We start from the raw sequence: 24,711 nt of genomic DNA on the forward strand, positions 1-24,711 counted from the left end.
CATATCATTCCGTCAGGTAATGATTTGAGCTGCAGAGACCGCTATGTCCAAACGCCTGGTGCCTTCCATGACCGCCCTGCAGTGCTTCGAAGCTGCAGCCCGCCACTTGAGCTTTACCCGTGCCGCCGAAGAGCTGCACCTGACCCAGAGCGCGGTCAGCAAGCAGGTCGCACAGCTCGAAGAGATGCTGCGCCACCACCTGTTCCTGCGTATCCGCCGGCGCCTGCAACTAACCCCCGCTGGCAGCCTGTACCTGGCCGAGGTCAACAAGATCCTCACCCAGGTGGACATGTCCAGCCGCTACGTGCTGACCTATGGCGAGCAGACCGAGATATTGAAGGTAGCCACTCAACCGAGTTTTGGCGTGCGTTGGTTGATCCCGCACCTCAAAGGCTTCGGCAAGCGCCACAGCAACATCCATCTGGACATCCGTAACGAGATGGAACCTTTCGCCTTGCTGCAGGGCTCGGCGGATGTGGTGTTTTTCTATGGCCAAGGCACCTGGCCGGGGGCGACCTGCATCGAATTGTTCCGCGAGCAAGTAGTGCCGGTGTGCGCCCCGGAGCTGCTGGTCGGGCGTGAACTGGGTGATGCGGCCGAGCTGGCGGAGCTGGTGCTGCTGCAAAGCACGTCGCGGCCCGAAGCCTGGCACGAGTGGTTCCTGGAGCTGGGGCTGCACAGCGTCAGCGCCTACCACGGGCCACGGTTCGATACCTTCTACATGGCGCTGAGTGCGGCCCAGGCGGGCTGCGGGGTAGCGCTGGTACCGCGCTACCTGGTGGCCAAGGAATTGAGCGAAGGCAGCCTGGTGATTGCTTGGAACCATGCGATGAACAGTACCGGGGCGCATTACCTGGCCTATGCCGAGCATGCGGCAGAGGTGCCGAAGGTGCGGGCGTTGGCGCAATGGGTCCTGGAGCAGTTGCAGGCTTGAGATCGCCGTTGCGGCGAAAGGCCTCGAAGGTCGATCAAAAAAGGAATGACACAGCCACTTTTTTTCGCTTGTGGCCATAGTGCATTCCCAGCTTTCATGTAAGCGTCCGAACCCAACCAGGAAGCTAGCGATGCCCGCCCACGATTTCGTCAGCCCCGACAGCATCCGCGCGCAGTTCTCTGCCGCCATGTCGCTCATGTACAAACAGGAAGTGCCGCTGTACGGCACGCTGCTGGAACTGGTGAGCGAAATCAACCAGCAGGTCATGGCCCAGCAGCCTGAGGTGGCCCAGGCGCTGCGCTGGACCGGCGAGGTGGAGCGCCTGGACCAGGAGCGCCACGGCGCCATCCGGGTCGGCACAGCACAAGAGCTGGCCACCATCGCCCGGTTGTTCGCGGTGATGGGCATGCAGCCGGTTGGGTACTACGACCTCAGCAGCGCAGGCGTGCCCGTGCACTCCACCGCGTTTCGCGCCGTGCACGAACAGGCACTACACATCAGCCCGTTCCGCGTCTTCACCTCGCTGCTGCGCCTGGAACTGATCGACGATCCCGCACTGCGTGAGTTGGCACAGAGCCTCCTGGCCAAACGCAAGATCTTCACCGCCCGCGCCCTTGAGCTGATCACCCAGTGCGAGCGCGATGGCGGCCTGAACGCGACCGACGCCGAGGCGTTCGTGCAGGAGGCCCTGCATACCTTCCGCTGGCACCAGGAGGCTACGGTTACCGCCGAGCAGTACCAGCAGTTGCACGACCAGCACCGCCTGATCGCTGACGTGGTGGCGTTCAAGGGCCCGCACATCAATCACCTGACCCCGCGCACCCTGGACATCGATGCGATCCAGTTGGGCATGCCGGCCAAAGGTATCCCGCCCAAAGCCGTTGTCGAAGGCCCGCCCACTCGCCGCCACCCGATCCTGCTGCGCCAGACCAGCTTCAAGGCTCTGCAGGAGAAGGTTGCGTTCAGGGACCAGCACGGTAGCGAAGGCAGCCACACCGCACGTTTCGGCGAGATCGAGCAGCGCGGCGCGGCACTCACCCCCAAAGGCCGGCAGCTGTATGACAAGCTGCTCGACGCTACCCGTGCAGCCTTGGGCGGCGCACCGGCAGAGGCCAACGCCGAGCGCTACATGGCACTGCTGAAAGAGCACTTTGCCGCGTTTCCGGATGACCTGGCACAGATGCGTGAGCAAGGGCTGGCGTACTTCCGCTATTTCGCGACCGAGAAGGGCATGGCCGCGCGCGAGCAGGCTGAGCGCCCGACCACTCTGCAGGGCTTGATCGAGGCCGGCCATGTGCACTTCGAGGCGCTGGTCTACGAAGACTTCCTGCCAGTGAGCGCGGCGGGGATCTTCCAGTCCAACCTGGGTGACGATGCCCAGGCCGAGTATGGCAGCAACGCCAACCGCGAGGCCTTCGAAGCGGCATTGGGGCTGCAGGTACTGGATGAGCTGGCGTTGTACGCGCAGACTGAGCAGCGCTCGGTGCAGGCTTGTGCGCAGGCATTGAACCTGGAGTTGGTGTAAGCCTCAGGGTTGCTGGGGGCGCTGTGCGCCCTTTGGCGACACAAGGCCGCGCCTACGAAGATTCGCAGGCGCGGCTCCGGTTTACTCAACGAAACCGGTCGACTTCCTGGCGCAACTGCGCCGCCAGCCCTTCGAGCTCCTTGGCGGTAAAGGCCAGCTCATTGGCCACGTCACGCTGTTCGCTGTTGGCTTGGGCAATGCTCTGCAGGTTACGGCTTAGCACCGTTGCGGTGCTGCTTTGCTCCTGGGTGGCAGTGCTGATCACCGTGAACTGCTCACCCGCGACGCGGCTTTGCTCGTCAATACGCGCCAGCGCTTCAGCCACCTTGTCGTTGCGTGTCAGGCCTTCCTGCATCAGCTGGTTGCCCTGCTCCAGGGTGCTGATGGCATGGCCGGTCTGCTGCTGGATACTGGCGATCATCCCGGAGATCTCATCCGTCGCTTGACGCGTACGCGCCGCCAGGCCACGAACCTCGTCAGCCACCACGGCAAATCCACGGCCCTGCTCGCCCGCCCGCGCCGCTTCGATGGCCGCGTTGAGCGCCAACAGGTTGGTCTGTTCGGCAATGGCGGTAATCACCCCGACAATGCCACCGATTTCCTGGGAGCGTGCACCCAGTGTGTCCATCACCGTTGCAGTGCCACCCAGGGCCTCGGCGATCTGGCGCAACGAACTCGACGCTTCATCCATCGCGCTACGGCCGATGCGGGTCTGCTGGGCATTGTCACGGGCCATGCGCTCGGTGCCCGCCATGTTGTCAGCGATGTTCATCGAGGTAGCGCTGAACTCCTCTACCGCACCGGCCATGCTGGTGATTTCGCCGGACTGCTGGTCCATGCCTTCGCAGGCACCGGCCGACAGGCCAGACAGCGAGCGGGCACGGCTGCTGACTTGCTCGGAAGCCCCGCGAATGTGTTCGACCATGGTCGCCAACGCTTCGCCCATCTTGTTGAAGCTGCGTGCCAGTTGGCCGATCTCGTCATGGCTGGTCACGGCCAGGCGGGCGCTCAAGTCGCCTGCACCCAGCGCCTCGGCTTGGCGCACCAGGTCATCCAGCGGGCGCAACTTGCGGCGCAACAGCCACAGCGTGGCGGCCACTGCCAGCAGCATTGCCAGCAAACTGCCGATGGCCAGGCGCAAGCCAACGCTCCAGGTCACCGCACGGATCTCCTCCAGGGGCATGCTGGCGACTACCGTCCAGGGGCCTTCGGCAAAGGGTGCAGAAGCGCTGTACAGAGGCTGGTCGGCATTGGCTGGGGGTACCAGCCACTTGCCTTGCTCGTCGCGCAAGGCCAGCGAGCCGGTATCGCCAATCCGGAAGCGCTTGAGGTTGGCGAACTGCGCGTTTTGCGCGTCGGTATAGTCAAAGCCAACGAACAGCACCGCGATCACCCGCCCGCTGCCATCGGTCACTGGCACATAACGGGTCATGTAGTTGCGCTCGAACAGCAGGGCACGGCCGACATAAGTCTGCCCCGCCATCAGTTTTGCGTAGGCCGGGTGCTGGCGGTCGAGCTGAGTGCCGATGGCCCGGCTGCCATCCTGTTTCTTCAGGTTGGTGCTGATGCGTACGAAGTCGTCGCCACTGCGCACGAACAGGGTCGCTACACCCGCGGTCAGCTGCTGAAATTCATCGACCTGGTGGAAGTCGTTGTTGAGCAGTTGATCACCCAGGTACAGCGCCGGCGTGGGCTGGCCGGCCACCTGCACGGTTTCGCCGGCATGCAGCGACAGCCCCGAAGCGAAGCGGCGCTCGAACAGGCCGCTCAGGCGCTGGGTGTTGTCCTTGAGCGAACCATGGAAAGTGTCGAGCTGATCGGCCAACAGCCGCGCTTCACTGGCCAGGTGTTCCTGGCGAGTGGTCAGGTTGGCGTCGTCCAGGGAACGCAGGGCGAACAAGGTACTGCCGGTAATCACCAGTGCCAGCACGATGGCGAGAGCGATACCAAGCTGCGAGGCGATTCGGGCACGCGGTTGAGACATGGGGAGCTCCTGGCAGGCGGCCCGGATCATCCTGATCACCCCGACCACCTGCTGTTATCAACGGAGAATCGCGCCCTCTTCCGGGACGCTGGTGCAACTAGATCGGCGTCGCTGGCAAATACTTGAGTGTCGGGCCGGGATATTCGCAAACGTTTTCTATTTCTGTACCGGCCCAAATCGCTGGCAAGCTGACTCCCACCGGCTGGACTGCCGGCGATAAAGCCAGCGCAGGGAATCAGATGGCCGGCAGTATTTGCACAGCCGGCAGGCTCACCGCCGCGGCCTCTTCCTGCAGAAATACACTCAACCGCCGCAACCGCTCCCCACCCGGCCGGGTTCTCGGCCAGACCAGGTAGTAATCCATGCCACTGGGCACCGCCGTCGGCCATGGCAGGCTCAAACGACCCTGCGCAACATCCTCGGCGACCATCAGCAGGTCACCCATGGATATCCCGTAGCCACGGGCCGCCGCAATCATCCCCAGCTCCAAGGTGTCGAACACCTGCCCACCCTTGAGTGAAACGCTATCAGCCAGCCCCATGCGCTCCAGCCATTCTCGCCAGTCACGCTTGTCGGGGGTCGGGTGCAACAGCTCGATGCCGGCCAGCCTGCGCTCGTCCAAACGGCCTTCCTTGAGCAGGTCGGGTGCGCCCACCGGGATCAGTAGCTCGGAAAACAGCCGGCGCACCTCCCAGTCCGGCGGAAAAGCGCCGTCACTGAGCAATACCGCGCAGTCGAAAGGTTCCTGGTTGAAGTCCACGTGGTCGACATCCATCCAGGCGCTGGTCAACTGCACTTCATTGCCCGGCTGCAAGTGCCGAAACTGGCTCAGGCGCGCCAGCAGCCAGCGCATGGTCAGCGTCGACGGCGCCTTCATGCGCAGTATGTCGTCCTCACCGCGCAAGGTGTCGCACGCGCGCTCCAGCGCGGCAAAGCCCTCCCGCACGCCGGGCAGCAGCACCCGGGCGGCCTCGGTCAATTGCAGGCTGCGCCCGCTGCGGATGAACAGGCGACAGGCAAAGTGCTCCTCCAAGGTACGGATGTGGCGGCTGACCGCACTCTGGGTGATCGACAGCTCCTGGCCGGCACGGGTGAACGAGCTGAGCCGAGCGGCGGCTTCGAATGCGCGCAGCGCATACAGCGCAGGCAGCTGACGGGACATATGGCACCTGCTTACGGGGGCAGAAAGGGGATGCATGAAATCATATATGCATGAGTTCAACTCATGCCAATCATCGTTTTTATCCTTTTGTGCAAAGTTGACCGAAGCCTCAGAATCGTCCCTCGCTCACAGAGTCAGAAGGACCACCCCATGCACGTCGCGCCCACTAAAGAACTCAAGGCTTTGCTGCGCCTGGCCGGGCCGCTGGTTGCCTCGCAGTTGGCGCACATGCTGATGGTGTTGACCGACACCCTGATGATGGCCCGCATCAGCCCCCAGGCCTTGGCCGGCGGTGGGCTGGGGGCTGCGAGCTATTCGTTCGTGTCGATCTTCTGCCTGGGGGTGATCGCTGCAGTCGGCACGCTGGTGGCGATCCGCAAGGGCGCCAATGACATCGAAGGCGCCACCCGGCTGGCGCAAAACGGTTTGTGGCTGGCCTGGGGGCTGGCGCTGGTGGCCGCGCTGGCGTTGTGGAACCTCAAGCCGGTGTTGCTGCTGTTCGGCCAACAGCCTGAAAACGTCGCCTCGGCCACCGAATTCCTCACCCTCTTGCCACTGGCGCTGCCGGGCTACCTGACCTTCATGGCCCTGCGCGGTTTCACCAGCGCCTTGGGCCGCTCGACCCCGGTGATGGTCATCAGCCTGATCGGTACGGTGCTCAACTACCTGTTCAACGTCGCGCTGATCGAAGGCATGTTCGGCCTGCCCAAGCTTGGGCTGATGGGCATCGGCTTGGTCACCGCCGTTGTGTCCATGGGCATGGCCATCGCGCTGGCCTTGTACATCCGCTGGCACCCGGCCTATGCCGCCTACCCGCTGCGCAAGGGCCTGTCGCGCCCTTCGCTGCCGGCCTTGCGCGAGCTGTGGCGCCTGGGCTTGCCGATCGGGGGCACCTACATGGTGGAGGTCGGCCTGTTCGCTTTTGCCGCCCTGTGCATGGGTGTACTTGGCAGCACCGAGCTTGCGGCCCACCAGATTGCCCTGCAGATCGTTTCTACCGCATTCATGGTGCCGACCGGGCTTTCGTATGCGGTGACCATGCGCGTAGGGCTGTATTACGGTGCCGGCAACCTGCCGGCGGCGCGCAGTGCCGGGCGGGTAGGCATCAGCTTTGGCGCGCTGATCATGTTCGCCTTCGCGGCACTGTTCTGGCTGCGCCCGGAGATGCTGGTGAGCCTGTTCATCGATGGCAATGATCCAGCGTTTGCGCCGATCTACCAGCTGGCAGTGAGCTTGCTGATGGTGGCGGCGTGGTTCGAGCTGTTCGATGGCGTGCAGACCATCGCCATGGGTTCGATCCGCGGGTTGAAGGATGCCAAGACCACCTTCCTGATCGGCCTTTGCTGCTACTGGCTGGTCGGAGCGCCAAGTGCGTGGTTGCTGACCTTCAACCTGGGTGGCGGTGCAGTCGGTGTGTGGTGGGGGCTGGCATTGGGGCTGGCGTGTGCTTCGGTGGCGCTGACCCTGGCCTTTGAGTGGCGGATGAAGCGGATGCTGGGCAAGGCGGGAGCGGGTGCACAGGCTGCTGTTTCGGCCTGACTGCGGGGCCACATCGCCGGCAGGCCGGCTCCCAACGGTAAAGCGCAGACCTGAAGAACCAGGCAGTCGCGGGAGCTGGCTTGCCAGCGATACGGCGCTAGAGCACTTGCGTCAGCTTGCGCTCACACGCCTGCCGCAGGTACGCCACCAGCTCATCCACCGGCAGTGGCTTGCTGACCAGAAACCCCTGCACCTGATCACAGCCGAATTCGCGTAGCAAGGCCATCTGCTCAGGGCTTTCAACGCCCTCGGCCACTACCTCGAGGTTGAGGTTGTGCGCCAGGTTGATCATCGCGTGCACCAGCTTGCGGTTTTCCTCGCGCATCTCCATTTCGGCGACAAAGCTGCGGTCGACCTTGAGCAAGGTGATCGGCAGGCTGTTCAGGTGCACGAAGGATGAGAAACCGGTGCCGAAATCGTCGAGCGAGAAGCGCACGCCAAGGCGCCCCAGAGCATCCATGGTCTGGCGGACCAGCTCATTGCGGCGCATCACCGCCGTCTCGGTCAGTTCGAACTCCAGCCAGCGGGCGTCGACGCCATGTTCGATGATCAGCCGGCTCAGGGTCGCCAGCAGCTGGCTGTCCTGGAACTGGCGAAAGCTCAGGTTGACCGCCATGTGCAGGGGGGCCAGGCCGCTCTCGCGCAGGGCCTGCATGTCACGCAGGGCACGGGAGATAACCCAGTAGCCCAAAGGCACGATCAACCCGCTCTGCTCGGCCAGCGGCACGAACTCGCTCGGCGGCAACAGGCCGCGCTCGGCATGACGCCAGCGCACCAGCGCCTCAAGGCCGACGATGCTGCCATCGCCCAGGTTCAATCGTGGCTGGTAGTGCAGCTCCAGCTCATCACGACGCAGGGCCCTGCGCAGTTCGCCTTCCAGGTCGGCGAGGCTGCGGGCGTTGCGGTTGATTCGCTCATTGAACACATGGAAGGTACAGCCCTGGCTGCTTTTGGCCTGGCGCATGGCGATGTGCGCATGCCACATCAATGGGTCGGCGCCACTTTGCGCGCGGGCGTGGGCAAGGCCCAGGCTGCAGCCAAGCAACAGGCTTTCGCCGTCGATCCAGTAAGGCTCGGCCAGGGCTTCGACGATGCTTTCGGCGATGCGCTCGGCGCGGCCGTTGTCGCGGCGGGTGTCGATCAGCAGGGCAAATTCATCACTGCCCAGGCGCGCCAGCTGGTCGCCGGCCGCCAGTTGCTGCTTCAGGCGTGACACCACCTGCAGGATCAGCCGGTCGCCACCCTGGTGGCCGAGGGCATCGTTGACATGACGAAAGTTGTCCAGGTCCAGGTGCCCGAGGGCTACTCCGCGCCCGTCGTTCTCAGCCAGCCGGGCGGTCAGCAGGGCCTGGAAACCCTGGCGGTTGGCGATGCCCGTCAGCGGGTCCTGCTCAGCCAGGCGCTGTAAGGTGGCCACCAGCACGCCACGTTCGCGTACGTGGCGCAAGGAACGGCGAAGCGCATCGGTATTCAACTGGCTGCGCACCAGCCAGTCGCTGACGCCTGTGGGTGGGGTCAGCGGCTCCTCGTCCAGCAACAGGATGGTCGGCAGTTCGCAACGCCCCGGCGCAGGTTGCAGGGCCTGGGTGGCCAGGATCACGGCCTGGCGGTCTTGGCTGAACAGGCTGTCCACTGCAGCCCAGTTGGGCGCAGTCAGCAGTACCGCTGTGCCGTTCAGCGGCAGCAGGCATTCGCGCAACAAGGCGGCCCATTCCGGCTCATCAGCCAACAACAGCAAACGCAAAGGTTCGACAGGCGTGGACAAGCGGGCTCCTTAAAGCGAGGACGGTGGCAAAAGGGTGGCCGGGTATGCTACTGGATAAATGAAAATGATTTTCACTTTTAGACGTATCCTTGCCCACAGTGCGTCCCGACGCATTTTGACGTGCATCCTGCTCGAAAGCGGTTAAACCAGCAAATACGATTTTTTCCATGAATAGCATGAGCCTGACTAATGCTATACGCGACACAAAGTCTGACTCAGACGTCAGACGGTCGCGCCACAATGGCCCCATGCCTGTTAGAATGCGCGGCTATTTTCTGGCGACCCCCGGTTTCTAGCATGTCCCGACTCAATCCCAGGCAACAGGAAGCCCGTGACTACGTCGGCGGCCCTCTTTTGGTGCTCGCCGGTGCAGGCTCCGGCAAGACCAGCGTGATCACGCGCAAGATTGCCCACCTGATCCAGAACTGCGGCATCCGTGCCCAGTACATCGTCGCGATGACCTTCACCAACAAAGCTGCGCGCGAGATGAAGGAGCGGGTCGCCACCCTGCTGCGCCCGGGGGAAGGCCGAGGCCTGACGGTGTGTACCTTCCACAACCTGGGCCTGAACATCATCCGCAAGGAGCACGACAAGCTGGGCTACAAGCCGGGCTTTTCGATCTTCGACGAGTCCGATATCAAGGCGCTGCTGTCGGACATCATGCAGAAGGAGTATTCCGGCGACGACGGCATCGACGAGATCAAGAACATGATCGGTGCCTGGAAGAACGACCTGATCCTGCCCGCCGAAGCCCTGGAAAAAGCGCGAAACCCGCGCGAGCAGACCGCCGCCATCGTCTACACCCATTACCAGCGCACGCTCAAGGCGTTCAACGCGGTGGACTTCGACGACCTGATCCTGCAGCCGGTCAAGCTGTTCCAGGAGCACCCCGAAGTGCTGGAGCGCTGGCAGAACCGCGTGCGCTACCTGCTGGTGGACGAATACCAGGACACCAACGCCAGCCAGTATCTGCTGGTGAAGATGCTCATCGGCATGCGCAACCAGTTCACCGTGGTGGGTGACGATGACCAGTCGATCTACGCCTGGCGTGGTGCGCGCCCCGAGAACCTGATGCTGCTCAAGGAGGACTACCCTTCCCTGAAAATCGTCATGCTCGAACAGAACTATCGCTCCACCAGCCGCATCCTGCGCTGCGCCAACGTGCTGATCGCCAACAACCCGCATGCGTTCGAGAAGCAGCTGTGGAGCGAGATGGGCGTGGGCGACGAGATCCGTGTGATCCGCTGCAAGAATGAGGACGCCGAGGCCGAGCGTGTGGCCATGGAAATCCTCACCCTGCACCTGCGCACCAACCGCCCTTACAGTGACTTCGCCATCCTCTACCGCGGTAACTACCAGGCCAAGCTGATCGAGCTGAAACTGCAGCACCATCAGGTGCCGTATCGCCTGTCGGGCGGCAACAGCTTCTTCGGCCGCCAGGAAGTCAAGGACCTGATGGCCTACCTGCGCTTGCTGGTGAACCCAGATGACGACAACGCCTACCTGCGGGTGATCAACGTACCGCGCCGCGAGATCGGCTCGACCACCCTGGAAAAGCTCGGCAACTACGCGACCGAACGGGGCGTGTCGATGTATGCCGCCAGCGAAGAACTGGGCTTGGGCGAGCATCTGGACGCGCGTTATACCGAGCGTCTGCAGCGTTTCAAGCATTGGCTCGACGGCGTGCGCCACAAAGTCGCCCTGGAAGACCCGATCGCCGCGCTGCACGAGATGATCCGCGACATCGACTATGAAAACTGGATTCGCCAGCAAACGGCCAGCGACAAAGCCGCCGAGTTCCGCATCAGCAACGTCTGGTTCCTGGTAGAAGCACTGAAGAACACCCTCGAGAAGGACGAAGAGGGTGACATGACCATCGAGGACGCCATCGGCAAGCTGGTGCTGCGCGACATGCTCGAGCGTCAGCAGGAAGAGGAAGAAAACGCCGAGGGGGTGCAGATGATGACCCTGCACGCGTCCAAAGGCCTGGAATTCCCTTACGTGTTCATCATGGGCATGGAGGAGGAAATCCTCCCCCACCGCTCGAGCATCGAAGCCGACACCATCGAAGAGGAACGCCGCCTGGCCTACGTGGGCATTACCCGCGCCCGCCAGACCCTGGCCTTCACCTTCGCTGCCAAACGCAAGCAGTATGGCGAAATCATCGACTGCACGCCCAGCCGGTTTCTCGACGAACTGCCGCCGGACGACCTGGCCTGGGAAGGCCTGGACGATGCGCCAGTGGAAGTCAAAGCCGCGCGTGGCAACAACGCACTGGCCGATATCCGGGCAATGCTCAAACGCTGATCAACCATTACTCTTTAACTCTGCCGCTCTTTGCGGCCACCTTTGCTACATCGGAGATACACAGTGGAAGCACTGCAGCAGAAGATTCGCGACGAAGGCATCGTGCTTTCCGATCAGGTTCTCAAAGTCGATGCGTTTCTCAACCACCAGATCGACCCTGCGCTGATGCAGCTGATCGGTGACGAATTCGCTCGCCTTTACGCCGATGCCGGTGTGACCAAGATCGTCACCATCGAAGCCTCGGGCATTGCGCCGGCGGTGATGACTGGCCTGAAGCTGGGCGTTCCGGTGATCTTCGCGCGCAAGCATCAGTCCCTGACCCTGACCGAAAACCTGCTGACGGCCTCGGTGTATTCCTTCACCAAGCAGACCGAAAACACCGTGGCCATCTCCCCGCGCCACCTCAACAGCAGCGACCGCGTGCTGGTGATCGATGACTTCCTGGCCAACGGCAAAGCCTCCCAGGCGCTGATCTCGATCATCAAGCAAGCCGGTGCTACCGTTGCCGGCCTGGGTATCGTCATCGAGAAATCGTTCCAGGGTGGCCGTGCCGAGCTGGATAGCCAAGGTTACCGCGTTGAATCCCTGGCCCGGGTGAAGTCGCTGGAAGGTGGCGTGGTCAGCTTCATCGATTGAGCCTGTACCGGCCTCATCGTCGGCAAGCCGGCTCCCAAAGGAGCTGGCGTGCCGGCAGTCCGCTGCAAAGCAGGCCCGTAATTATCGCGTCGCTGCCAACCCTGCCAAAACCAACCGCTGATACAGCTCTTCTTTCAGCCCTCGCGGCTCATCGAGCTGCATGCGCGCCAACTGCGCCGCATACCCCTCCGGCCCCGGCGCATCCAGCGCTGCCTTGCCCAGCTCCAGCACCTCGCTCAACCTGAACTTGCTTTTGAGCCAGCCCAACGCCCGCAGCAAGTCCCGCTCCTCAGCGGTGAAATCAGTCCCCAACGGGTACTCAGGGAACAGCCGTGCATGCCGCGCCCTGATCTGCTCAAGTCGCTCAGGCGTGTTGTCGGTAAACCGCGCATCGAGTTGAAAGTCTTTTGCGAGCTTGCCTGCCTGCTTGGCCTGTTCGATCAGCTCGCCCTGGAATCTGGAGTCGGTGATTGCCAGTAGCCGGGCGATCACTTCGCTGTCGGTCTGCCCACGCAAGTCGGCAATGCCGTACTCGGTCACCACGATGTCACGCAAGTGCCGGGGGATGGTGCAGTGGCCGTAGGCCCAGAGCAGGTTGGAGCTGACCTCGCCCCCCGCCTCACGCCAACTGCGCAGCAACAGGATGGATCGCCCGCCCTCCAGCGCGTGGCCCTGTGCGACGAAATTGTACTGCCCGCCCACGCCGCTGAGCACGCGGCCATTTTCCAGCTGGTCGGCTACCCCCGCGCCGAGCAGGGTCATGGTGAACACGGTGTTGATGAACCGGGCATCACGCCGCTGGCGACGCTTCAGTTCTTCCTGGCCATATAGCTCGTTGATGAAGCTGATACGCGTCATGGCAAACTGCGCGCGCTGCTCCAGTGGCATCTCCCGCAAGCGTTGATAGAACGCCTGCGGGCCAAGGAAGAAGCCGCCATGTACCAGCACGCCTTGCTCGTCAGCCGGGCGCCGCACCACCCCGGCTTCGGCCAGCGCCAGCAGGCCGTTGACGAACATCTCACTGCACCCATAGAGGCCTTGGGCGAACGCATCCAGCCCGCCCTCACGCTCGATCAGGGTGTGCCAGGGCCCTACATCCAGCTCACCCATCAATGCCCGATACCCAGGGTTGTCGCCTTGGCGCGCCAGCAACGCAGCGGTCACGGCATCACCCATGGCGCCAATGCCGATCTGCAGGGTGCCGCCATCGCGCACCAGGGTGCTGGCATGCAGGCCGATGCAATGGTCCTGGGTGGTTACCGGCATGTTCGGTGTGGAGAACAGCCGACGCTGTTCCACCTGATCGATCAGCAGGTCGAACGCCTCCATGCCCAACTCCGAATCGCCTGGCATGTAGGGCAGCTCGGCATGCACCTGGCCGAGCATGAGGATGGTTTCGCCGGCCTCGCGGCGCTTGGCGATCATCGGCAGCAGGTCGAGGGTGATGTCGGGGTTGCAGGCCAGGCTCAAGTGCACCGGCCTTTCCGGCGTGGCGGCGACCAATTGCGCGATCAGGTTCAGGCCCTTGGCGTTGATGTCGCGGGCTGCGTGGCTGTAGTTGCTGCTGACGTAGTCTTGCTGTGCGCAATCACTGTGCAGCAGGCCGCCGGGCTGCATGAAGAACTGCTCGACGCGGATGTTGGGCGGCAGCTGGTCGTTGCGCAGGTCGGCCAGGTAGGTGAGTTCCTGGTAATCGGCGAACACACGCTCGACGAAGGGCTCGAGGAAACGTCGTTGCAGGCCGTCGCCCAAGGGTGGGCGGCCAAGCGACAAAGCCGTGTAGATCGTCAAGCGGCGCTCTGGCAGGTCACGCACCCGGGCGTACAACGCATTGACGAAGGCATTGGGTTTGCCAAGCCCCAGCGGCAGGCCCATGTGAATGTGGGCGGGCAAGCGTGACAAGACCTGCTCGACTGCCTGGTCGATGGAGCAGAGGTGCATATTGGCCTCCTGAGTCTTCCGTAGGTTCAGGGGTTGGACAGGAATCGACAGCGGTCGTTGCCTGCGCAAAGACAAAGCCCGCCATGGAAGGCGGGCTATCGGCAATTCAACGCTGGCTCAAAGCCCGGACATTTTCTGGATGGCGGCCTTGAGGTCTTCATCCGAGCAATCGGCGCAGGTGCCCTTGGGGGGCATGGCATTGATGCCGGTTATGGCCTTGGCAAGGATCCCATCGAGGCCGCCCTGGTGGTCGGCACGTTCTTTCCATGCGGCGGTATCGCCAATTTTCGGCGCGCCGAGCAGGCCGCTGCCATGGCAGGCGTTGCAATGCTTGGCGATGATTTCATCCGGTGTCTTGGCACCGCCACCGCCAGCCGAAGCGGCCACCTCCATGCCCTTGCATTCCTGGCCCTGGACGCACACCTGACCCACCGGCTCGAGGCGTTTGGCAATGTCATCATTGGTCGCAGCGGTTGCGCTCATTGCCCAAAGGGCGAATACGGCTGCTGGTACGGCCAGCATCTTCTTGGTTTGGTTCACGCGAACACCCTCATGGTGGCTAATCACGCCCGCGGCCACGGTAATGCGAGCGTTGAAAAGTATAGCGGGAACCCATAAGCCGTGAAACGACCCTACTCAGGAAAAGGGTATTGCCGAATCAATGCACTGCGCTGGATCAAAAGTTCGAGGGCGTTGCCGCGCTGATCAGTCGGGCCGGCTCATCGAACGGGTTGCGAAAACGGTGCGGGCGGGTGCTTTCGAAGTAGTAGCTGTCACCTTCTTCGAGGATGAAGGTCTCGGTGCCTACCACCAGTTCCAGCCTGCCCTCCAGGAGGATGCCGGTCTCTTCGCCATCGTGGGTGAGCATCTCCGCTCCGGTGTCGGCACCCGGCGGGTAGACCTCGGTAAGGAAGGCGATCGCGCGGTTGGGATGCGACTTGCCTACCAGCTTCATGGTCACCGCGCCGTCGGAAATGTCGATCAACTCGTGGGCCTTGTAGACAATCTGGGCCTGGCTTTGCGCTTCCAGTTCCACGGAGAAAAACTCGACCATGGACATGGGAATGCCGCTGAGCACCTTGCGCAGCGAACTGATCGAGGGGCTCACACTGTTCTTCTCGATCATCGAGATGGTGCTGTTGGTCACGCCCGCACGCTTGGCGAGTTCACGCTGGGACAGGCCCTTGAGCTTGCGGATGGCTTGCAGTCGTTCGCCGACGTCCAAAGCTGGAGCCTCCTGAAACGGTGAGATGGCGGGGTGAATGTGAACGATATCATGGCAATGCCGTTCAGTATTTACAACACACCGCCCCTCAGGCTGTCCGCTTCAGCGTGTCATTCGCCGACGTAGTCCAGTGGCACGCGTTTGAGGTTGCAGAAGATCTGGTAGGGGATGGTCCCTGCGTGCATGGCGACGTCACTGGCCAACACGTGCTTGCCCCACAGCTCGACCGGGCTGCCGATGGTCGCTTCGGGCACGTCGGTCAGGTCGATGCACAGCATGTCCATGGAAACCCGGCCAATCAGCTGGCTGCGCTTGCCGGCGACCATCACCGGGGTACCGGTCGGGGCCTGGCGGGGGTAGCCATCGGCATAGCCCATGGCAACGACACCGACCCGGCTGGGGCGTTGGCTGATGAACTTGGCGCCGTAGCCTACGGGCTCGCCAGCGGGAAGTTCCCGCACGCTGATCACCTGCGATTGCAGGGTCATTACCGGCTGCAGGCGCTCGGCCTGGGCTTGCGCCACGTCGAACGGGGTTGCGCCATACAGCATGATGCCAGGGCGCACCCAGTCGCTGGGGGCATGAGGCCAGGCGAGCACGCCGGGCGAGTTGCGCAGGCTGCATTCGGCAGCCAGCCCCTGCCGGGCGGCCTCGAACACGGCAATCTGCTGCTCAGTGGCGTCGGCATCCAGTTCATCGGCACGGGCGAAATGGCTCATCAGCACGATGCGCGCAACCTTGCCGCTGGCCAGCAGGCGCTGGTAAGCGTCGTGATAGTCCTTGGGGTGCAGTCCGACACGGTGCATGCCGCTGTCGAGCTTGAGCCAAACGGTCAATGGCTTGTGCACGGGGGTATTTTCGATGGCCTCCAGCTGCCACAGCGAATGCACCACGCACCACAGGTCATGCTCGGCGATCAGGGAAAGCTCGCTGGCTTGGAAAAAGCCTTCGAGCAGCAGCATCGGCGCCTTGATGCCTGCCGCACGCAACTCCAGCGCCTCTTCGATGCACGCCACGGCAAAGCCATCGGCTTCGGCTTCCAGTGCAAGGGCGCAACGCACGGCACCGTGGCCATAGGCGTCGGCCTTGATCACGGCGAGGGCTTTGGCGCCGGTCAGTTCACGGGCAAGGCGGTAGTTGTGACGCAGGGCTTGGAGGTCGATCAGGGCGCGGGCGGGACGCATGGCGGCAGCCTTATGGTGGTTCAGGTTGAAAACAGTGTTGAACCCATCGCCGGCAGGCCAGCGATGGGCCGGTGACGCCAGGCGATTACTGGTGCACTGGCGCCGTATGGCCTTGCTTGGCGGCTTCCCGGGTGTTGCCATAGCGTGAAATATCCAGCCCTTCAGCGCTGATTTGCGGCTTTTTGCGCGCAATCAGGTCAGCCAGCAGGCGCCCGGAACCACAGGCCATGGTCCAACCCAGCGTACCGTGGCCGGTATTGAGGAACAGGTTTCGGAACGCGGTAGCCCCCACGATCGGGGTGCCGTCCGGAGTCGCCGGCCGCAGGCCGGTCCAGAAACTGGCCTGGCTCAGGTCACCGCCGCGAGGATAAAGGCCGTTGACGATCATCTCCAGTGTTTCGCGCCGGCGCGGGTTCAGCGACAGGTCAAAACCGGCGATCTCAGCCATGCCACCGACACGGATACGGTTGTCGAAGCGGGTGATGGCGACCTTGTAGGTCTCATCGAGAATGGTCGAAGTAGGCGCCATGTCGGCGTTGGTGATCGGCACGGTCAGCGAATACCCCTTGAGCGGGTAGACCGGTGCTTTGATGCCCAGCGGTTTGAGCATCTGCGGCGAGTAGCTGCCCAGCGCCAGCACGTAGCGGTCGGCGGTTTCAAGCTTGCCGTCGACCCATACGCCATTGATTCGGTCACCGGCGAAGTCGAGGCGCTGGATGTCCTGACCGAAGCGGAATTCGACACCCAACTTGCGGGCCATGTCAGCAAGCCTGGTGGTGAACAGCTGGCAGTCGCCGGTCTGGTCGTTGGGCAGGCGCAGGGCACCGGCGAGAATGTCCTTGACCCCTGCCAGGGCGGGCTCGACACGGGCAATGCCGTCGCGGTCCAGCAGCTCATAGGGCACCCCCGACTGCTCGAGCACAGCGATGTCCTTGGCAGCAGCATCGACCTGAGCCTGGGTGCGGAACAGCTGGGTGGTGCCCAAAGTGCGGCTTTCGTAAGCGATACCGGTTTCGGCGCGCAGTTCGTCGAGGCAATCACGGCTGTACTCAGACAGGCGCACCATGCGCTCTTTGTTCACTGCATACCGGCTGGCGGTGCAGTTACGCAGCATCTGCGCCATCCACAGGTACTGGTCGACGTCGCCGGTCAGCTTGATGGCCAGTGGCGCGTGGCGCTCCAGCAGCCACTTGATGGCTTTGAGCGGCACGCCTGGGGCGGCCCACGGCGAGGCGTAGCCGGGCGAGATCTGGCCTGCGTTGGCGAAGCTGGTTTCCATCGCCACCGCCGGTTGGCGATCGACCACAGTCACTTCAAAACCTTGCCGGGCCAGGTAATAGGCACTGGCGGTTCCGATTACACCGCTACCAAGTACCAGAACTCGCATCGTTGATCCCTCGCACGCGGCGCACCGCATTTTTGTTGATATGGCATGGATGCGCGCAGTATAAAAATTACAGGCCAGTGCAATTCACTATATAAAAGCCTATATTTGGCGAGAATTCTCGGCAAAAACGCCTTTCACGGAGGGGCATCCCCTATGAGAACCCAGCACCAGAGCAAGCGTGAACTGGACAAGATCGACCGCAACATCCTGCGGATCCTGCAGAATGACGGGCGCATTTCCTTCACCGAACTGGGCGAGAAAGTCGGGCTTTCCACCACCCCTTGCACCGAGCGCGTGCGCCGCCTGGAGCGGGAGGGCATCATCATGGGCTACAACGCCCGGCTCAACCCTCAGCACCTGAAGGGCAGCCTGCTGGTATTCGTGGAAATCAGCCTGGACTACAAGTCGGGCGACACGTTCGAGGAGTTCCGCCGCGCGGTACTCAAGCTGCCCCACGTGCTGGAATGCCACTTGGTGTCGGGCGATTTCGATTACCTGGTCAAGGCACGTATTTCGGAGATGGCTTCATACCGCAAGCTGCTTGGCGACATCCTGCTCAAGCTACCGCATGTGCGTGAATCCAAGAGCTACATCGTGATGGAGGAGGTGAAGGAAAGCCTCTGCCTGCCGATCCCGGATTGACGCTAGACCAGCACCTGGCGGGTGGTGGCGATGAACCGGTGGACGAGCTCCTCGGCCTGCGGCTCGATCATCTGTTCCGGGCCACGGCCGCGTGGGCAGGCCATGCGTGGGGTGGTGCCGAACAGGCGGCAGATCATCGGTCGCTCTTCGTAGACGGTGCAGCCATTAGGCCCCAGGTGCACACAGTCCAGGCGCTCCAGTGCCGCATCCTGCTCAGCCTGTGACTTGCGCGGCAGGCGGGCCATCTCTTCGGCAGACGTGGTTACCGGGCCACAGCAGTCGTGACAACCGGGCTCGCATTCGAAGGAAGGGATGAGTTCACGCAGGAACTGGATCTTGTGGCGGTTGCAGGACATGGTGACAAACACATTGAAGATTGAGGCTCGATTATAGGCCTCATCGCCGGCTTGCCCAGAATCAGGCCGGTTGCCCGACCCCGAAAACCCGGCTTATCCTCCCTCCTCTGTCTCGACACCCAGGACCCGCCAATGATCCACAGCGCGCAGCACGCCGCCTCCTACTACGCCGCCAGCAGCGCGCCACACCCCGATCATCCGTACCTGCAAGGCGAGCACAGCGCCGACGTGTGCATCGTTGGCGGTGGCTACTCGGGCCTCAATACCGCCATCGAGCTGGCCGAACGTGGCCTGTCGGTGATCCTGCTCGAAGCGCGCAAGCTCGGCTGGGGTGCCAGCGGTCGCAATGGCGGCCAGCTTATCCGGGGCGTGGGCCACGGGCTGGATCAGTTCCGTGCGGTGATCGGTGAAGAAGGCGTACGCAGCATGAAGCTGATGGGCCTGGAAGCCGTGGACATCGTCCGTGAGCGGGTCGAGCGCCACGCCATCGCCTGCGACCTGACCTGGGGTTACTGCGACCTGGCGAACAAGCCCGGCGAGCTGCAAGGCTTCGCCGAAGATGCCGAAGAATTGCGCAGCCTGGGCTACCGTCACGAACTGCGTCTGGTGCACAAAGACACTATCCACAGCGTGGTCGGCTCCGACCGTTATGTGGGCGGCCTGATCGACATGGGCTCAGGGCACCTGCACCCGCTCAACCTGGCGCTGGGCGAAGCAGCCGTGGCCAGCCGCCTCGGTGTGCAGCTATTCGAGCAATCGCACGTCAGCCGCATCGAGTACGGCCCTGAAGTGAAAGTGCACACCGCCCAAGGCAGGGTGCGCGCCAAAACCCTGGTGCTGTGCTGCAATGCCTACCACAACGGCCTGAACCGCGAGCTGGGCGGCAAGGTGCTGCCAGCAGGCAGCTACATCATCGCCACCGAACCGCTGGGTGAGGAACGCGCGCGCCAGTTGCTGCCGCAGAACATGGCAGTGTGCGACCAGCGCGTGGCACTGGACTACTACCGCCTGTCCGCCGACCACCGCCTGTTGTTCGGCGGTGCCTGCCATTACTCCGGCCGCGATCCGCAGGACATTGCCGCCTACATGCAGCCGAAGATGCTCAAGGTGTTCCCGCAACTGGCCGATGTGCGCATCGATTACCAGTGGGGTGGGATGATCGGCATCGGCGCCAACCGCCTGCCACAGATCGGCCGCCTGGCCAGCCAGCCGAATGTCTATTACGCCCAGGCCTACTCTGGCCATGGGCTCAACGCCACTCACCTGGCAGCGCGCCTGCTGGGTGAAGCCATCAGCGGCCAGCAAAGCGGGCGCTTCGACCTGTTCGCCAAGGTGCCACACATCACCTTCCCTGGCGGCAAATACCTGCGCTCGCCGCTGCTGGCGTTGGGGATGCTCTGGCACAGGCTCAAAGAATTGGCCTGAAACCTGAGCGGTCCAGCAAGGACCGCGCAGGGTCATGCAGGTCAGTCTTTCCAGAAGGGTTTACGCCCTTCGCTCAGGGCCTGCTCCCAGCTCAGCCCAACATCGCGCAGCTCGGCATCAGTCAACTGCAGCAACGCCCTGCGGGTGTGCCAGCGATGCAGCATCAAGCCCCAGCGCCCCATCCCTTGCGGGGCGTTGAACACCTTGGCCTGCTGCCCGGCTTCCAGCTCCCTGGCCAACAATTGCAAGCGCACATCGCTCATCCCGCCCATCGCTGCGTTCTCCCGTTCAGTGGTTACGTGGAGAAAGCATGCGCGTCGCCAGCACCAGCAATACAGATTCAATACACCCTTATTATTCCCATACAGAATTGGCCAATTTCTGCCTGAATGCTGTATTTTCAACGCAACTGTACTGGTCGGGCGGGCAATCGCCCACAGGAGTATGCCGTGACGCTCTACCTGAACCTCGCCGAGCTGCTCGGCACCCGTATCGAGCAGGGCCTCTACCGCCCCGGCCAGCGCCTGCCATCGGTGCGCGCCCTGAGCGTGGAGCACGGGGTCAGCCTGAGTACGGTGCAGCAGGCCTACCGCCTGCTGGAAGACAACGGCATGGTTTCGCCACGCCCCAAATCCGGCTACTTCGTCAACGACCATCGCCACCTCGCCGCACTGCCCGCTGTCAGCCGCCCGGCCCAGCGGCCAGTGGACATTTCGCAGTGGGAACAGGTCCTGGAGCTGGTACGCAGCACGCCTCGTCAAGACGTCATACAGCTCGGCCGTGGCATGCCCGACATCGACAGCCCGAGCCTGAAGCCCCTGCTGCGCAGCCTGGCCCAGCTCAGCCGGCGCCAGGACATGCCGGGGCTGTACTACGACAACATCCACGGCAACCTCGCCTTGCGCGAGCAGGTTGCCCGCCTGGTGCTGGACTCGGGCTGCCGCCTTGGCCCGGCGGACCTGGTGGTGACGACCGGCTGCCACGAGGCGTTGTCGTGCAGTATCCGCGCAGTCTGCGAGCCGGGCGACATTGTCGCGGTAGATTCGCCGAGCTTCCACGGCGCCATGCAAACCCTCAAAGGCTTGGGCATGAAGGCGTTGGAGATCCCTACCGACCCCATCACCGGCATCAGCCTGGAAGCGCTGGAACTGGCACTTGAACAGTGGCCGATCAAGCTCATCCAGATCACGCCAAGCTGTAACAATCCGCTTGGTTACATCATGCCCGAAGCGCGCAAGAAGGCCCTGCTGAACCTGGCCCAGCGCTATGATGTCGCCATCCTCGAAGACGATGTGTATGGCGACCTGGCCTACACCTACCCTCGCCCGCGCACCCTCAAGTCGTTCGACGACGACGGTCGTGTGCTGCTGTGCAGTTCGTTCTCCAAGACGCTCGCCCCGGGCCTGCGCATCGGCTGGGTGGCGCCAGGGCGCTATCTGGAGCGGGTGTTGCACATGAAGTACATCAGCACCGGCAGCACGGCCACCCAGCCGCAGCTGGCGATCGCCGATTTCATCGCCAGCGGCCACTACCACCCCCATGTACGGCGCATGCGTAGCCAGTACCAGCGCGGCCGCGACCTGATGAGCGACTGGGTAAACCGTTACTTCCCGCCTGGCACACGCGTCAGCCGGCCTCAGGGCGGCTTCATGCTGTGGGTGGAGCTGCCAGAACATTTCGACACGCTGCGGCTGAACCGCGCTTTACTGGAACAGGGCGTGCAGGTTGCCGTAGGCAGCATCTTTTCGGCCTCTGGCAAGTTCCGCCACTGCCTGCGGATGAATTTTGCCGCGCGGCCAACCCCGCAAATCGAGGACGCGGTACGCAAAGTGGGGGAAACCGCCCTTCGTCTACTGGATGAAAGTCACACCGACGGGTAACTTTGCGCCGCCCTTGACGGTCCTACCTCTCAAGCCCTTGCCGCACAGGACGATCCACCTTTGAGACTCCAGCGAGCTCTGCCCCTGCTGCTGGCGCTGCTAGGCCTTGCAGGCTGCGCCAGCGTCGGTACACCCCGCGAGACCAGCCAGGCATTGCCGGCCAAAGATTCAGCTTTCGGCCGTTCGGTATTGCGCCAGGCCGCACCCTATGAGGGACGGTCCGGTTTCCGTCTGCTGCCCAACAGCAACGAGGCCTTCCGGGCCCGCGCCGAGCTGATCCGCAACGCCCAGGCCAGCATCGACTTGCAGTACTACATCGTCCACGACGGCCTGAGCACCCGCGCCCTGGTCCATGAACTGCTGCGCGCGGCCGATCGGGGCGTACGCGTGCGCATTCTGCTCGACGACACCACCAGCGATGGCTTGGACACCATCATGGGCACCCTGGATGCCCATCCGAACATCCAGATCCGTGTATTCAACCCCCTGCACCTGGGCCGCAGCACAGGGGTGACGCGGGCGTTCGGGCGCCTGTTCAACCTGTCGCGCCAGCACCGGCGCATGCACAACAAGCTGTTCCTGGTGGACAACAGCATGGCCATCGTCGGCGGGCGCAACCTGGGCGATGAATATTTCGATGCCGAGCCCAACCTGAATTTCACTGACATCGACATGCTCGGCGTGGGCCCGGTGGCCGAGCAGCTCGGGCACAGCTTCGACCAATACTGGAACAGTGCCCTGAGCAGGCCTGTCACTGACTTCCTCTGGCAACTGCCGGATGCCGCCGACCTTGCCGCCAGCCGCCACCGCCTGGAAGTGTCCCTGGCCGAGGCGCGGGTACAACGCAAGGCGCTGTATGACCGCCTGATGGCCTACCAGTCAGAGCCACGCCTGGATGTTTGGCGTAATGAGCTGATCTGGGCCCACAGTCAGGCCTTGTGGGACGCGCCGAGCAAGGTGCTGGCAGACGACGAGCCGGATCCGCAGCTGCTGATGAGCCAGCAGTTGGCCCCTGACCTGGCTAACGTGCATCACGAGTTGATCCTGGTTTCAGCCTATTTCGTCCCTGGCGAGCCGGGGCTGCTGTACCTGACCGGCCGTGCGGACGCCGGTACGTCGGTCAAGCTGTTGACCAACTCACTGGAGGCCACCGATGTACCGGCGGTGCATGGCGGGTATGCACCCTACCGCCGGGCGCTGCTCGAACACGGCGTGCAGCTGTTCGAGTTACGCCGCCAGCCGGGCGACCCCAGTGCCGGACGCCTGAGTTACCAAGGCGGTTCGGATTCCAGCCTGCACAGCAAGGCGATCGTGTTCGACCGGCGCAAGACCTTCATCGGCTCGTTCAATTTCGACCCGCGTTCGGTGCTGTGGAATACCGAGGTCGGGGTGCTGGTGGACAGCCCGGAGCTGGCCGAATACACCCGCGAGCTGGCCGTTCAGGGTATGGCGCCAGCGCTCAGTTATCAGGTCAGGCTCGAGCATGACAAGCTGGCCTGGGTGACCGAGGACAACGGCCAACTGCACACCCTGACGGCAGAGCCCGGTGGGCTCTGGCGGCGGTTCAATGCGTGGATCAGCAAGGCCGTCGGGCTGGAGAAAATGCTCTAGCCCAGGGCCTCAGGCGGCGGCGGGCTCGAAGGCACCGCGCCGCCGGGTCAACACCACCAACCCGGCCGCCCCAATTGCCATCAGCAGCGGCAAGGCATGGCCACTGAGCCACTGGCTACCTGCACCTGCCAGCAACGGCCCCAGCAGGCAGCCGATACCCCACAGCTGCGCCACATGGGCATTGGCCCGCACGAGGGCATCATCCCGGTACCGCTCGCCGATCAGTATCAGCGACAAGGTGAACAGGCCACCGGCACTGGCACCGAACAGCACCCACAACGGCCAGATCGCCGGCGTGTGCAAAAGCAACGGAATCGCCAGGCTGGAACACAGCAAGGTCACCGCACAAGCGGTGAACAGCGCGCGCCGCGACATGTGGTCGGCCAAGGCGCCAATCGGCAATTGCAGCACCGCGTCACCCACCACCACAGTACTGACCATGAACAGCGCCAGCTCGGTGGTGAAACCCTGCTGCAGGCAATACACCGGCAACAGGGTGAGGATCATCGCCTCGAAGGAAGCGAACAGCGCGATGGCCCAGGCGATCACCGGCAGTCGGCGACAGAAGGCGAACAGGTCGCGGAAGGTAACGCTGCAGGCCTCGGTACTCGGTGCGCCGCCACGGCCCAACAGCAGCAAGGGCGATAGCAGTAACAGGCCCGTCGCAGCCCAGAAGCCAAAGTCATCGTCGGAGCCGAGAAAGCCCAGTACCAGTGGCCCGGCCAGCTGGCTCAAGGCGTAGCTGCTGCCATACAGCGCCACCAGGCGCCCGCGCCACTGCTCCACCACCAACTGGTTGATCCAGCTCTCGCCAAGGATGAACACCACGGTCAGCGACATACCGATCAGCAAGCGTAGCGCCAACCACAGCGGGTAGCTCGGCAACACCGCCAGCAGGCCGATCGATAATGCCCCGCCCCACAGGCACAAGCGCATGGCCGCAGGCACGCCGACCCACCCGGCCAGGCGGCTGGCCAGGCTCGCCCCGAGCAGCACACCCAGCGCCGGCATAGCCGCCATCACGCCGATGGCGAAGCTGCCGTAGCCCCAGGCCTCCAGCCGCAGGGACACCAGCGGCATGCTCACGCCGAGCGCGAGCCCGACGCTCAGCACCGATGCCAGCACAGCAAAGTAGGTTCCCCAGCGCATAGCAGCCTCCCAGGCAGAATGCTTGAATAGCAGAAACGACACAGCCGGGACGGCGTGAA

20 protein-coding genes and 1 pseudogene are annotated in these 24,711 nt (G+C 63.3%); 9 read left to right on the forward strand and 12 right to left on the reverse strand.

Annotated elements, in window-relative coordinates; genetic code table 11:
* Positions 1-43 precede the first annotated feature (43 nt).
* Positions 44-934 (forward strand): LysR family transcriptional regulator, encoded by an 891-nt coding sequence (locus ACIPZH_RS23725; protein WP_400638058.1) that lies wholly within the window; start codon positions 44-46, stop codon positions 932-934.
* Positions 935-1,064: 130 nt separating this feature from the next.
* Entirely contained in the window at positions 1,065-2,459 is a 1,395-nt protein-coding gene (locus ACIPZH_RS23730) for a VOC family protein (protein WP_400638060.1), read from the forward strand.
* Between the two features lie 85 nt (positions 2,460-2,544).
* Here ACIPZH_RS23730 and ACIPZH_RS23735 read toward each other — a convergent pair whose 3' ends face one another.
* The 3 genes and pseudogenes from ACIPZH_RS23735 to ACIPZH_RS23745 form a co-directional block, all read right to left on the reverse strand.
* Positions 2,545-3,405 carry a methyl-accepting chemotaxis protein gene (locus tag ACIPZH_RS23735; RefSeq protein WP_400638090.1) on the reverse strand — a complete coding sequence of 287 codons (861 nt, stop codon included), beginning with the start codon at positions 3,403-3,405 and terminating at the stop codon, positions 2,545-2,547.
* Positions 3,403-4,473, reverse strand: a pseudogene (locus ACIPZH_RS23740) (Cache 3/Cache 2 fusion domain-containing protein); the annotation flags it as partial. The gene ACIPZH_RS23735 and the pseudogene ACIPZH_RS23740, both read right to left, overlap by 3 nt.
* Positions 4,474-4,678: 205 nt before the next feature.
* Positions 4,679-5,605, reverse strand: coding sequence for a LysR substrate-binding domain-containing protein (locus ACIPZH_RS23745; RefSeq protein WP_400638062.1), 927 nt, complete (start codon positions 5,603-5,605; stop codon positions 4,679-4,681).
* Between the two features lie 150 nt (positions 5,606-5,755).
* On the opposite strand from ACIPZH_RS23745, the gene ACIPZH_RS23750 reads away from it, so the two are divergent.
* Positions 5,756-7,144 carry a NorM family multidrug efflux MATE transporter gene (locus ACIPZH_RS23750; RefSeq protein ID WP_241804954.1) on the forward strand — a complete coding sequence of 463 codons (1,389 nt, stop codon included), beginning with the start codon at positions 5,756-5,758 and terminating at the stop codon, positions 7,142-7,144.
* Positions 7,145-7,241: 97 nt separating this feature from the next.
* On the opposite strand, the gene ACIPZH_RS23755 is transcribed toward ACIPZH_RS23750, so the two are convergent.
* The gene (locus ACIPZH_RS23755) at positions 7,242-8,909 is read right to left on the reverse strand and encodes a putative bifunctional diguanylate cyclase/phosphodiesterase (protein ID WP_400624286.1); all 1,668 of its coding nucleotides are present in this window, start codon (positions 8,907-8,909) and stop codon (positions 7,242-7,244) included.
* Between the two features lie 297 nt (positions 8,910-9,206).
* Here ACIPZH_RS23755 and rep point away from each other — a divergent pair, with 297 nt between their 5' ends.
* Together rep and ACIPZH_RS23765 are read left to right on the forward strand one after the other, a co-directional pair.
* Entirely contained in the window at positions 9,207-11,216 is a 2,010-nt protein-coding gene (gene rep, locus ACIPZH_RS23760) for a DNA helicase Rep (protein ID WP_241804952.1), read from the forward strand.
* Positions 11,217-11,279: 63 nt separating this feature from the next.
* A complete protein-coding gene (locus tag ACIPZH_RS23765) occupies positions 11,280-11,852 on the forward strand; it encodes a xanthine phosphoribosyltransferase (RefSeq protein ID WP_241804951.1) in 573 nt (190 codons plus the stop codon).
* Positions 11,853-11,933: 81 nt separating this feature from the next.
* On the opposite strand, the gene ACIPZH_RS23770 is transcribed toward ACIPZH_RS23765, so the two are convergent.
* The 5 genes from ACIPZH_RS23770 to dadA form a co-directional block, all read right to left on the reverse strand.
* The gene (locus tag ACIPZH_RS23770) at positions 11,934-13,793 is read right to left on the reverse strand and encodes an acetyl-CoA hydrolase/transferase C-terminal domain-containing protein (protein WP_267820074.1); all 1,860 of its coding nucleotides are present in this window, start codon (positions 13,791-13,793) and stop codon (positions 11,934-11,936) included.
* Positions 13,794-13,910: 117 nt separating this feature from the next.
* A complete protein-coding gene (locus ACIPZH_RS23775; RefSeq protein ID WP_046787067.1) occupies positions 13,911-14,315 on the reverse strand; it encodes a cytochrome c5 family protein in 405 nt (134 codons plus the stop codon).
* A gap of 154 nt (positions 14,316-14,469) precedes the next feature.
* Positions 14,470-15,018 (reverse strand): cupin domain-containing protein, encoded by a 549-nt coding sequence (locus tag ACIPZH_RS23780; protein ID WP_241804949.1) that lies wholly within the window; start codon positions 15,016-15,018, stop codon positions 14,470-14,472.
* Between the two features lie 110 nt (positions 15,019-15,128).
* Positions 15,129-16,202 carry an alanine racemase gene (gene alr, locus ACIPZH_RS23785; RefSeq protein ID WP_349975599.1) on the reverse strand — a complete coding sequence of 358 codons (1,074 nt, stop codon included), beginning with the start codon at positions 16,200-16,202 and terminating at the stop codon, positions 15,129-15,131.
* An 85-nt stretch (positions 16,203-16,287) separates the two neighbouring features.
* On the reverse strand, positions 16,288-17,589 hold the full coding sequence (gene dadA / locus ACIPZH_RS23790) for a D-amino acid dehydrogenase (RefSeq protein ID WP_400638063.1): 1,302 nt from the start codon (positions 17,587-17,589) through the stop codon (positions 16,288-16,290).
* Positions 17,590-17,742: 153 nt separating this feature from the next.
* On the opposite strand from dadA, the gene dadR reads away from it, so the two are divergent.
* Positions 17,743-18,231 (forward strand): transcriptional regulator DadR, encoded by a 489-nt coding sequence (gene dadR / locus ACIPZH_RS23795; protein ID WP_003258963.1) that lies wholly within the window; start codon positions 17,743-17,745, stop codon positions 18,229-18,231.
* 2 nt (positions 18,232-18,233) lie between these two features.
* On the opposite strand, the gene ACIPZH_RS23800 is transcribed toward dadR, so the two are convergent.
* Positions 18,234-18,587, reverse strand: a complete 354-nt coding sequence (locus ACIPZH_RS23800) for a YkgJ family cysteine cluster protein (RefSeq protein ID WP_400638064.1) — start codon at positions 18,585-18,587, stop codon at positions 18,234-18,236.
* 132 nt (positions 18,588-18,719) lie between these two features.
* Here ACIPZH_RS23800 and ACIPZH_RS23805 point away from each other — a divergent pair, with 132 nt between their 5' ends.
* Positions 18,720-20,012 (forward strand): NAD(P)/FAD-dependent oxidoreductase, encoded by a 1,293-nt coding sequence (locus ACIPZH_RS23805; RefSeq protein WP_400638066.1) that lies wholly within the window; start codon positions 18,720-18,722, stop codon positions 20,010-20,012.
* A gap of 41 nt (positions 20,013-20,053) precedes the next feature.
* Here ACIPZH_RS23805 and ACIPZH_RS23810 read toward each other — a convergent pair whose 3' ends face one another.
* A complete protein-coding gene (locus ACIPZH_RS23810) occupies positions 20,054-20,284 on the reverse strand; it encodes a DUF1127 domain-containing protein (RefSeq protein WP_241804944.1) in 231 nt (76 codons plus the stop codon).
* 177 nt (positions 20,285-20,461) lie between these two features.
* Here ACIPZH_RS23810 and ACIPZH_RS23815 point away from each other — a divergent pair, with 177 nt between their 5' ends.
* Both ACIPZH_RS23815 and ACIPZH_RS23820 read left to right on the forward strand, forming a co-directional pair.
* Entirely contained in the window at positions 20,462-21,892 is a 1,431-nt protein-coding gene (locus ACIPZH_RS23815) for a PLP-dependent aminotransferase family protein (RefSeq protein ID WP_400624266.1), read from the forward strand.
* Between the two features lie 60 nt (positions 21,893-21,952).
* The gene (locus ACIPZH_RS23820; RefSeq protein WP_400638068.1) at positions 21,953-23,503 is read left to right on the forward strand and encodes a phospholipase D family protein; all 1,551 of its coding nucleotides are present in this window, start codon (positions 21,953-21,955) and stop codon (positions 23,501-23,503) included.
* A 9-nt stretch (positions 23,504-23,512) separates the two neighbouring features.
* Here the strand turns inward: ACIPZH_RS23820 and ACIPZH_RS23825 are convergent, their stop codons facing one another.
* Positions 23,513-24,652, reverse strand: coding sequence for an MFS transporter (locus ACIPZH_RS23825; RefSeq protein ID WP_241804941.1), 1,140 nt, complete (start codon positions 24,650-24,652; stop codon positions 23,513-23,515).
* Positions 24,653-24,711: the final 59 nt, after the last annotated feature.

The sequence above is a fragment of the Pseudomonas sp. NPDC089758 genome, from assembly GCF_044748705.1.
Taxonomy (GTDB): Bacteria; Pseudomonadota; Gammaproteobacteria; order Pseudomonadales; family Pseudomonadaceae; genus Aquipseudomonas; species Aquipseudomonas putida_X.

Excerpts from the sequence above, each read along its gene's own strand:
- ACIPZH_RS23725 (WP_400638058.1), top strand. The coding sequence starts at position 44 with ATGTCCAAACGCCTGGTGCCTTCCATGACCGCCCTGCAGTGCTTCGAA.
- ACIPZH_RS23730 (WP_400638060.1), top strand. The coding sequence starts at position 1,065 with ATGCCCGCCCACGATTTCGTCAGCCCCGACAGCATCCGCGCGCAGTTC.
- ACIPZH_RS23735 (WP_400638090.1), bottom strand. The coding sequence starts at position 3,405 with ATGGGCGAAGCGTTGGCGACCATGGTCGAACACATTCGCGGGGCTTCC.
- ACIPZH_RS23745 (WP_400638062.1), bottom strand. The coding sequence starts at position 5,605 with ATGTCCCGTCAGCTGCCTGCGCTGTATGCGCTGCGCGCATTCGAAGCC.
- ACIPZH_RS23750 (WP_241804954.1), top strand. The coding sequence starts at position 5,756 with ATGCACGTCGCGCCCACTAAAGAACTCAAGGCTTTGCTGCGCCTGGCC.
- rep (WP_241804952.1), top strand. The coding sequence starts at position 9,207 with ATGTCCCGACTCAATCCCAGGCAACAGGAAGCCCGTGACTACGTCGGC.
- ACIPZH_RS23770 (WP_267820074.1), bottom strand. The coding sequence starts at position 13,793 with ATGCACCTCTGCTCCATCGACCAGGCAGTCGAGCAGGTCTTGTCACGC.
- ACIPZH_RS23775 (WP_046787067.1), bottom strand. The coding sequence starts at position 14,315 with ATGCTGGCCGTACCAGCAGCCGTATTCGCCCTTTGGGCAATGAGCGCA.
- alr (WP_349975599.1), bottom strand. The coding sequence starts at position 16,202 with ATGCGTCCCGCCCGCGCCCTGATCGACCTCCAAGCCCTGCGTCACAAC.
- dadA (WP_400638063.1), bottom strand. The coding sequence starts at position 17,589 with ATGCGAGTTCTGGTACTTGGTAGCGGTGTAATCGGAACCGCCAGTGCC.
- dadR (WP_003258963.1), top strand. The coding sequence starts at position 17,743 with ATGAGAACCCAGCACCAGAGCAAGCGTGAACTGGACAAGATCGACCGC.
- ACIPZH_RS23800 (WP_400638064.1), bottom strand. The coding sequence starts at position 18,587 with ATGTCCTGCAACCGCCACAAGATCCAGTTCCTGCGTGAACTCATCCCT.
- ACIPZH_RS23805 (WP_400638066.1), top strand. The coding sequence starts at position 18,720 with ATGATCCACAGCGCGCAGCACGCCGCCTCCTACTACGCCGCCAGCAGC.
- ACIPZH_RS23810 (WP_241804944.1), bottom strand. The coding sequence starts at position 20,284 with ATGGGCGGGATGAGCGATGTGCGCTTGCAATTGTTGGCCAGGGAGCTG.
- ACIPZH_RS23825 (WP_241804941.1), bottom strand. The coding sequence starts at position 24,652 with ATGCGCTGGGGAACCTACTTTGCTGTGCTGGCATCGGTGCTGAGCGTC.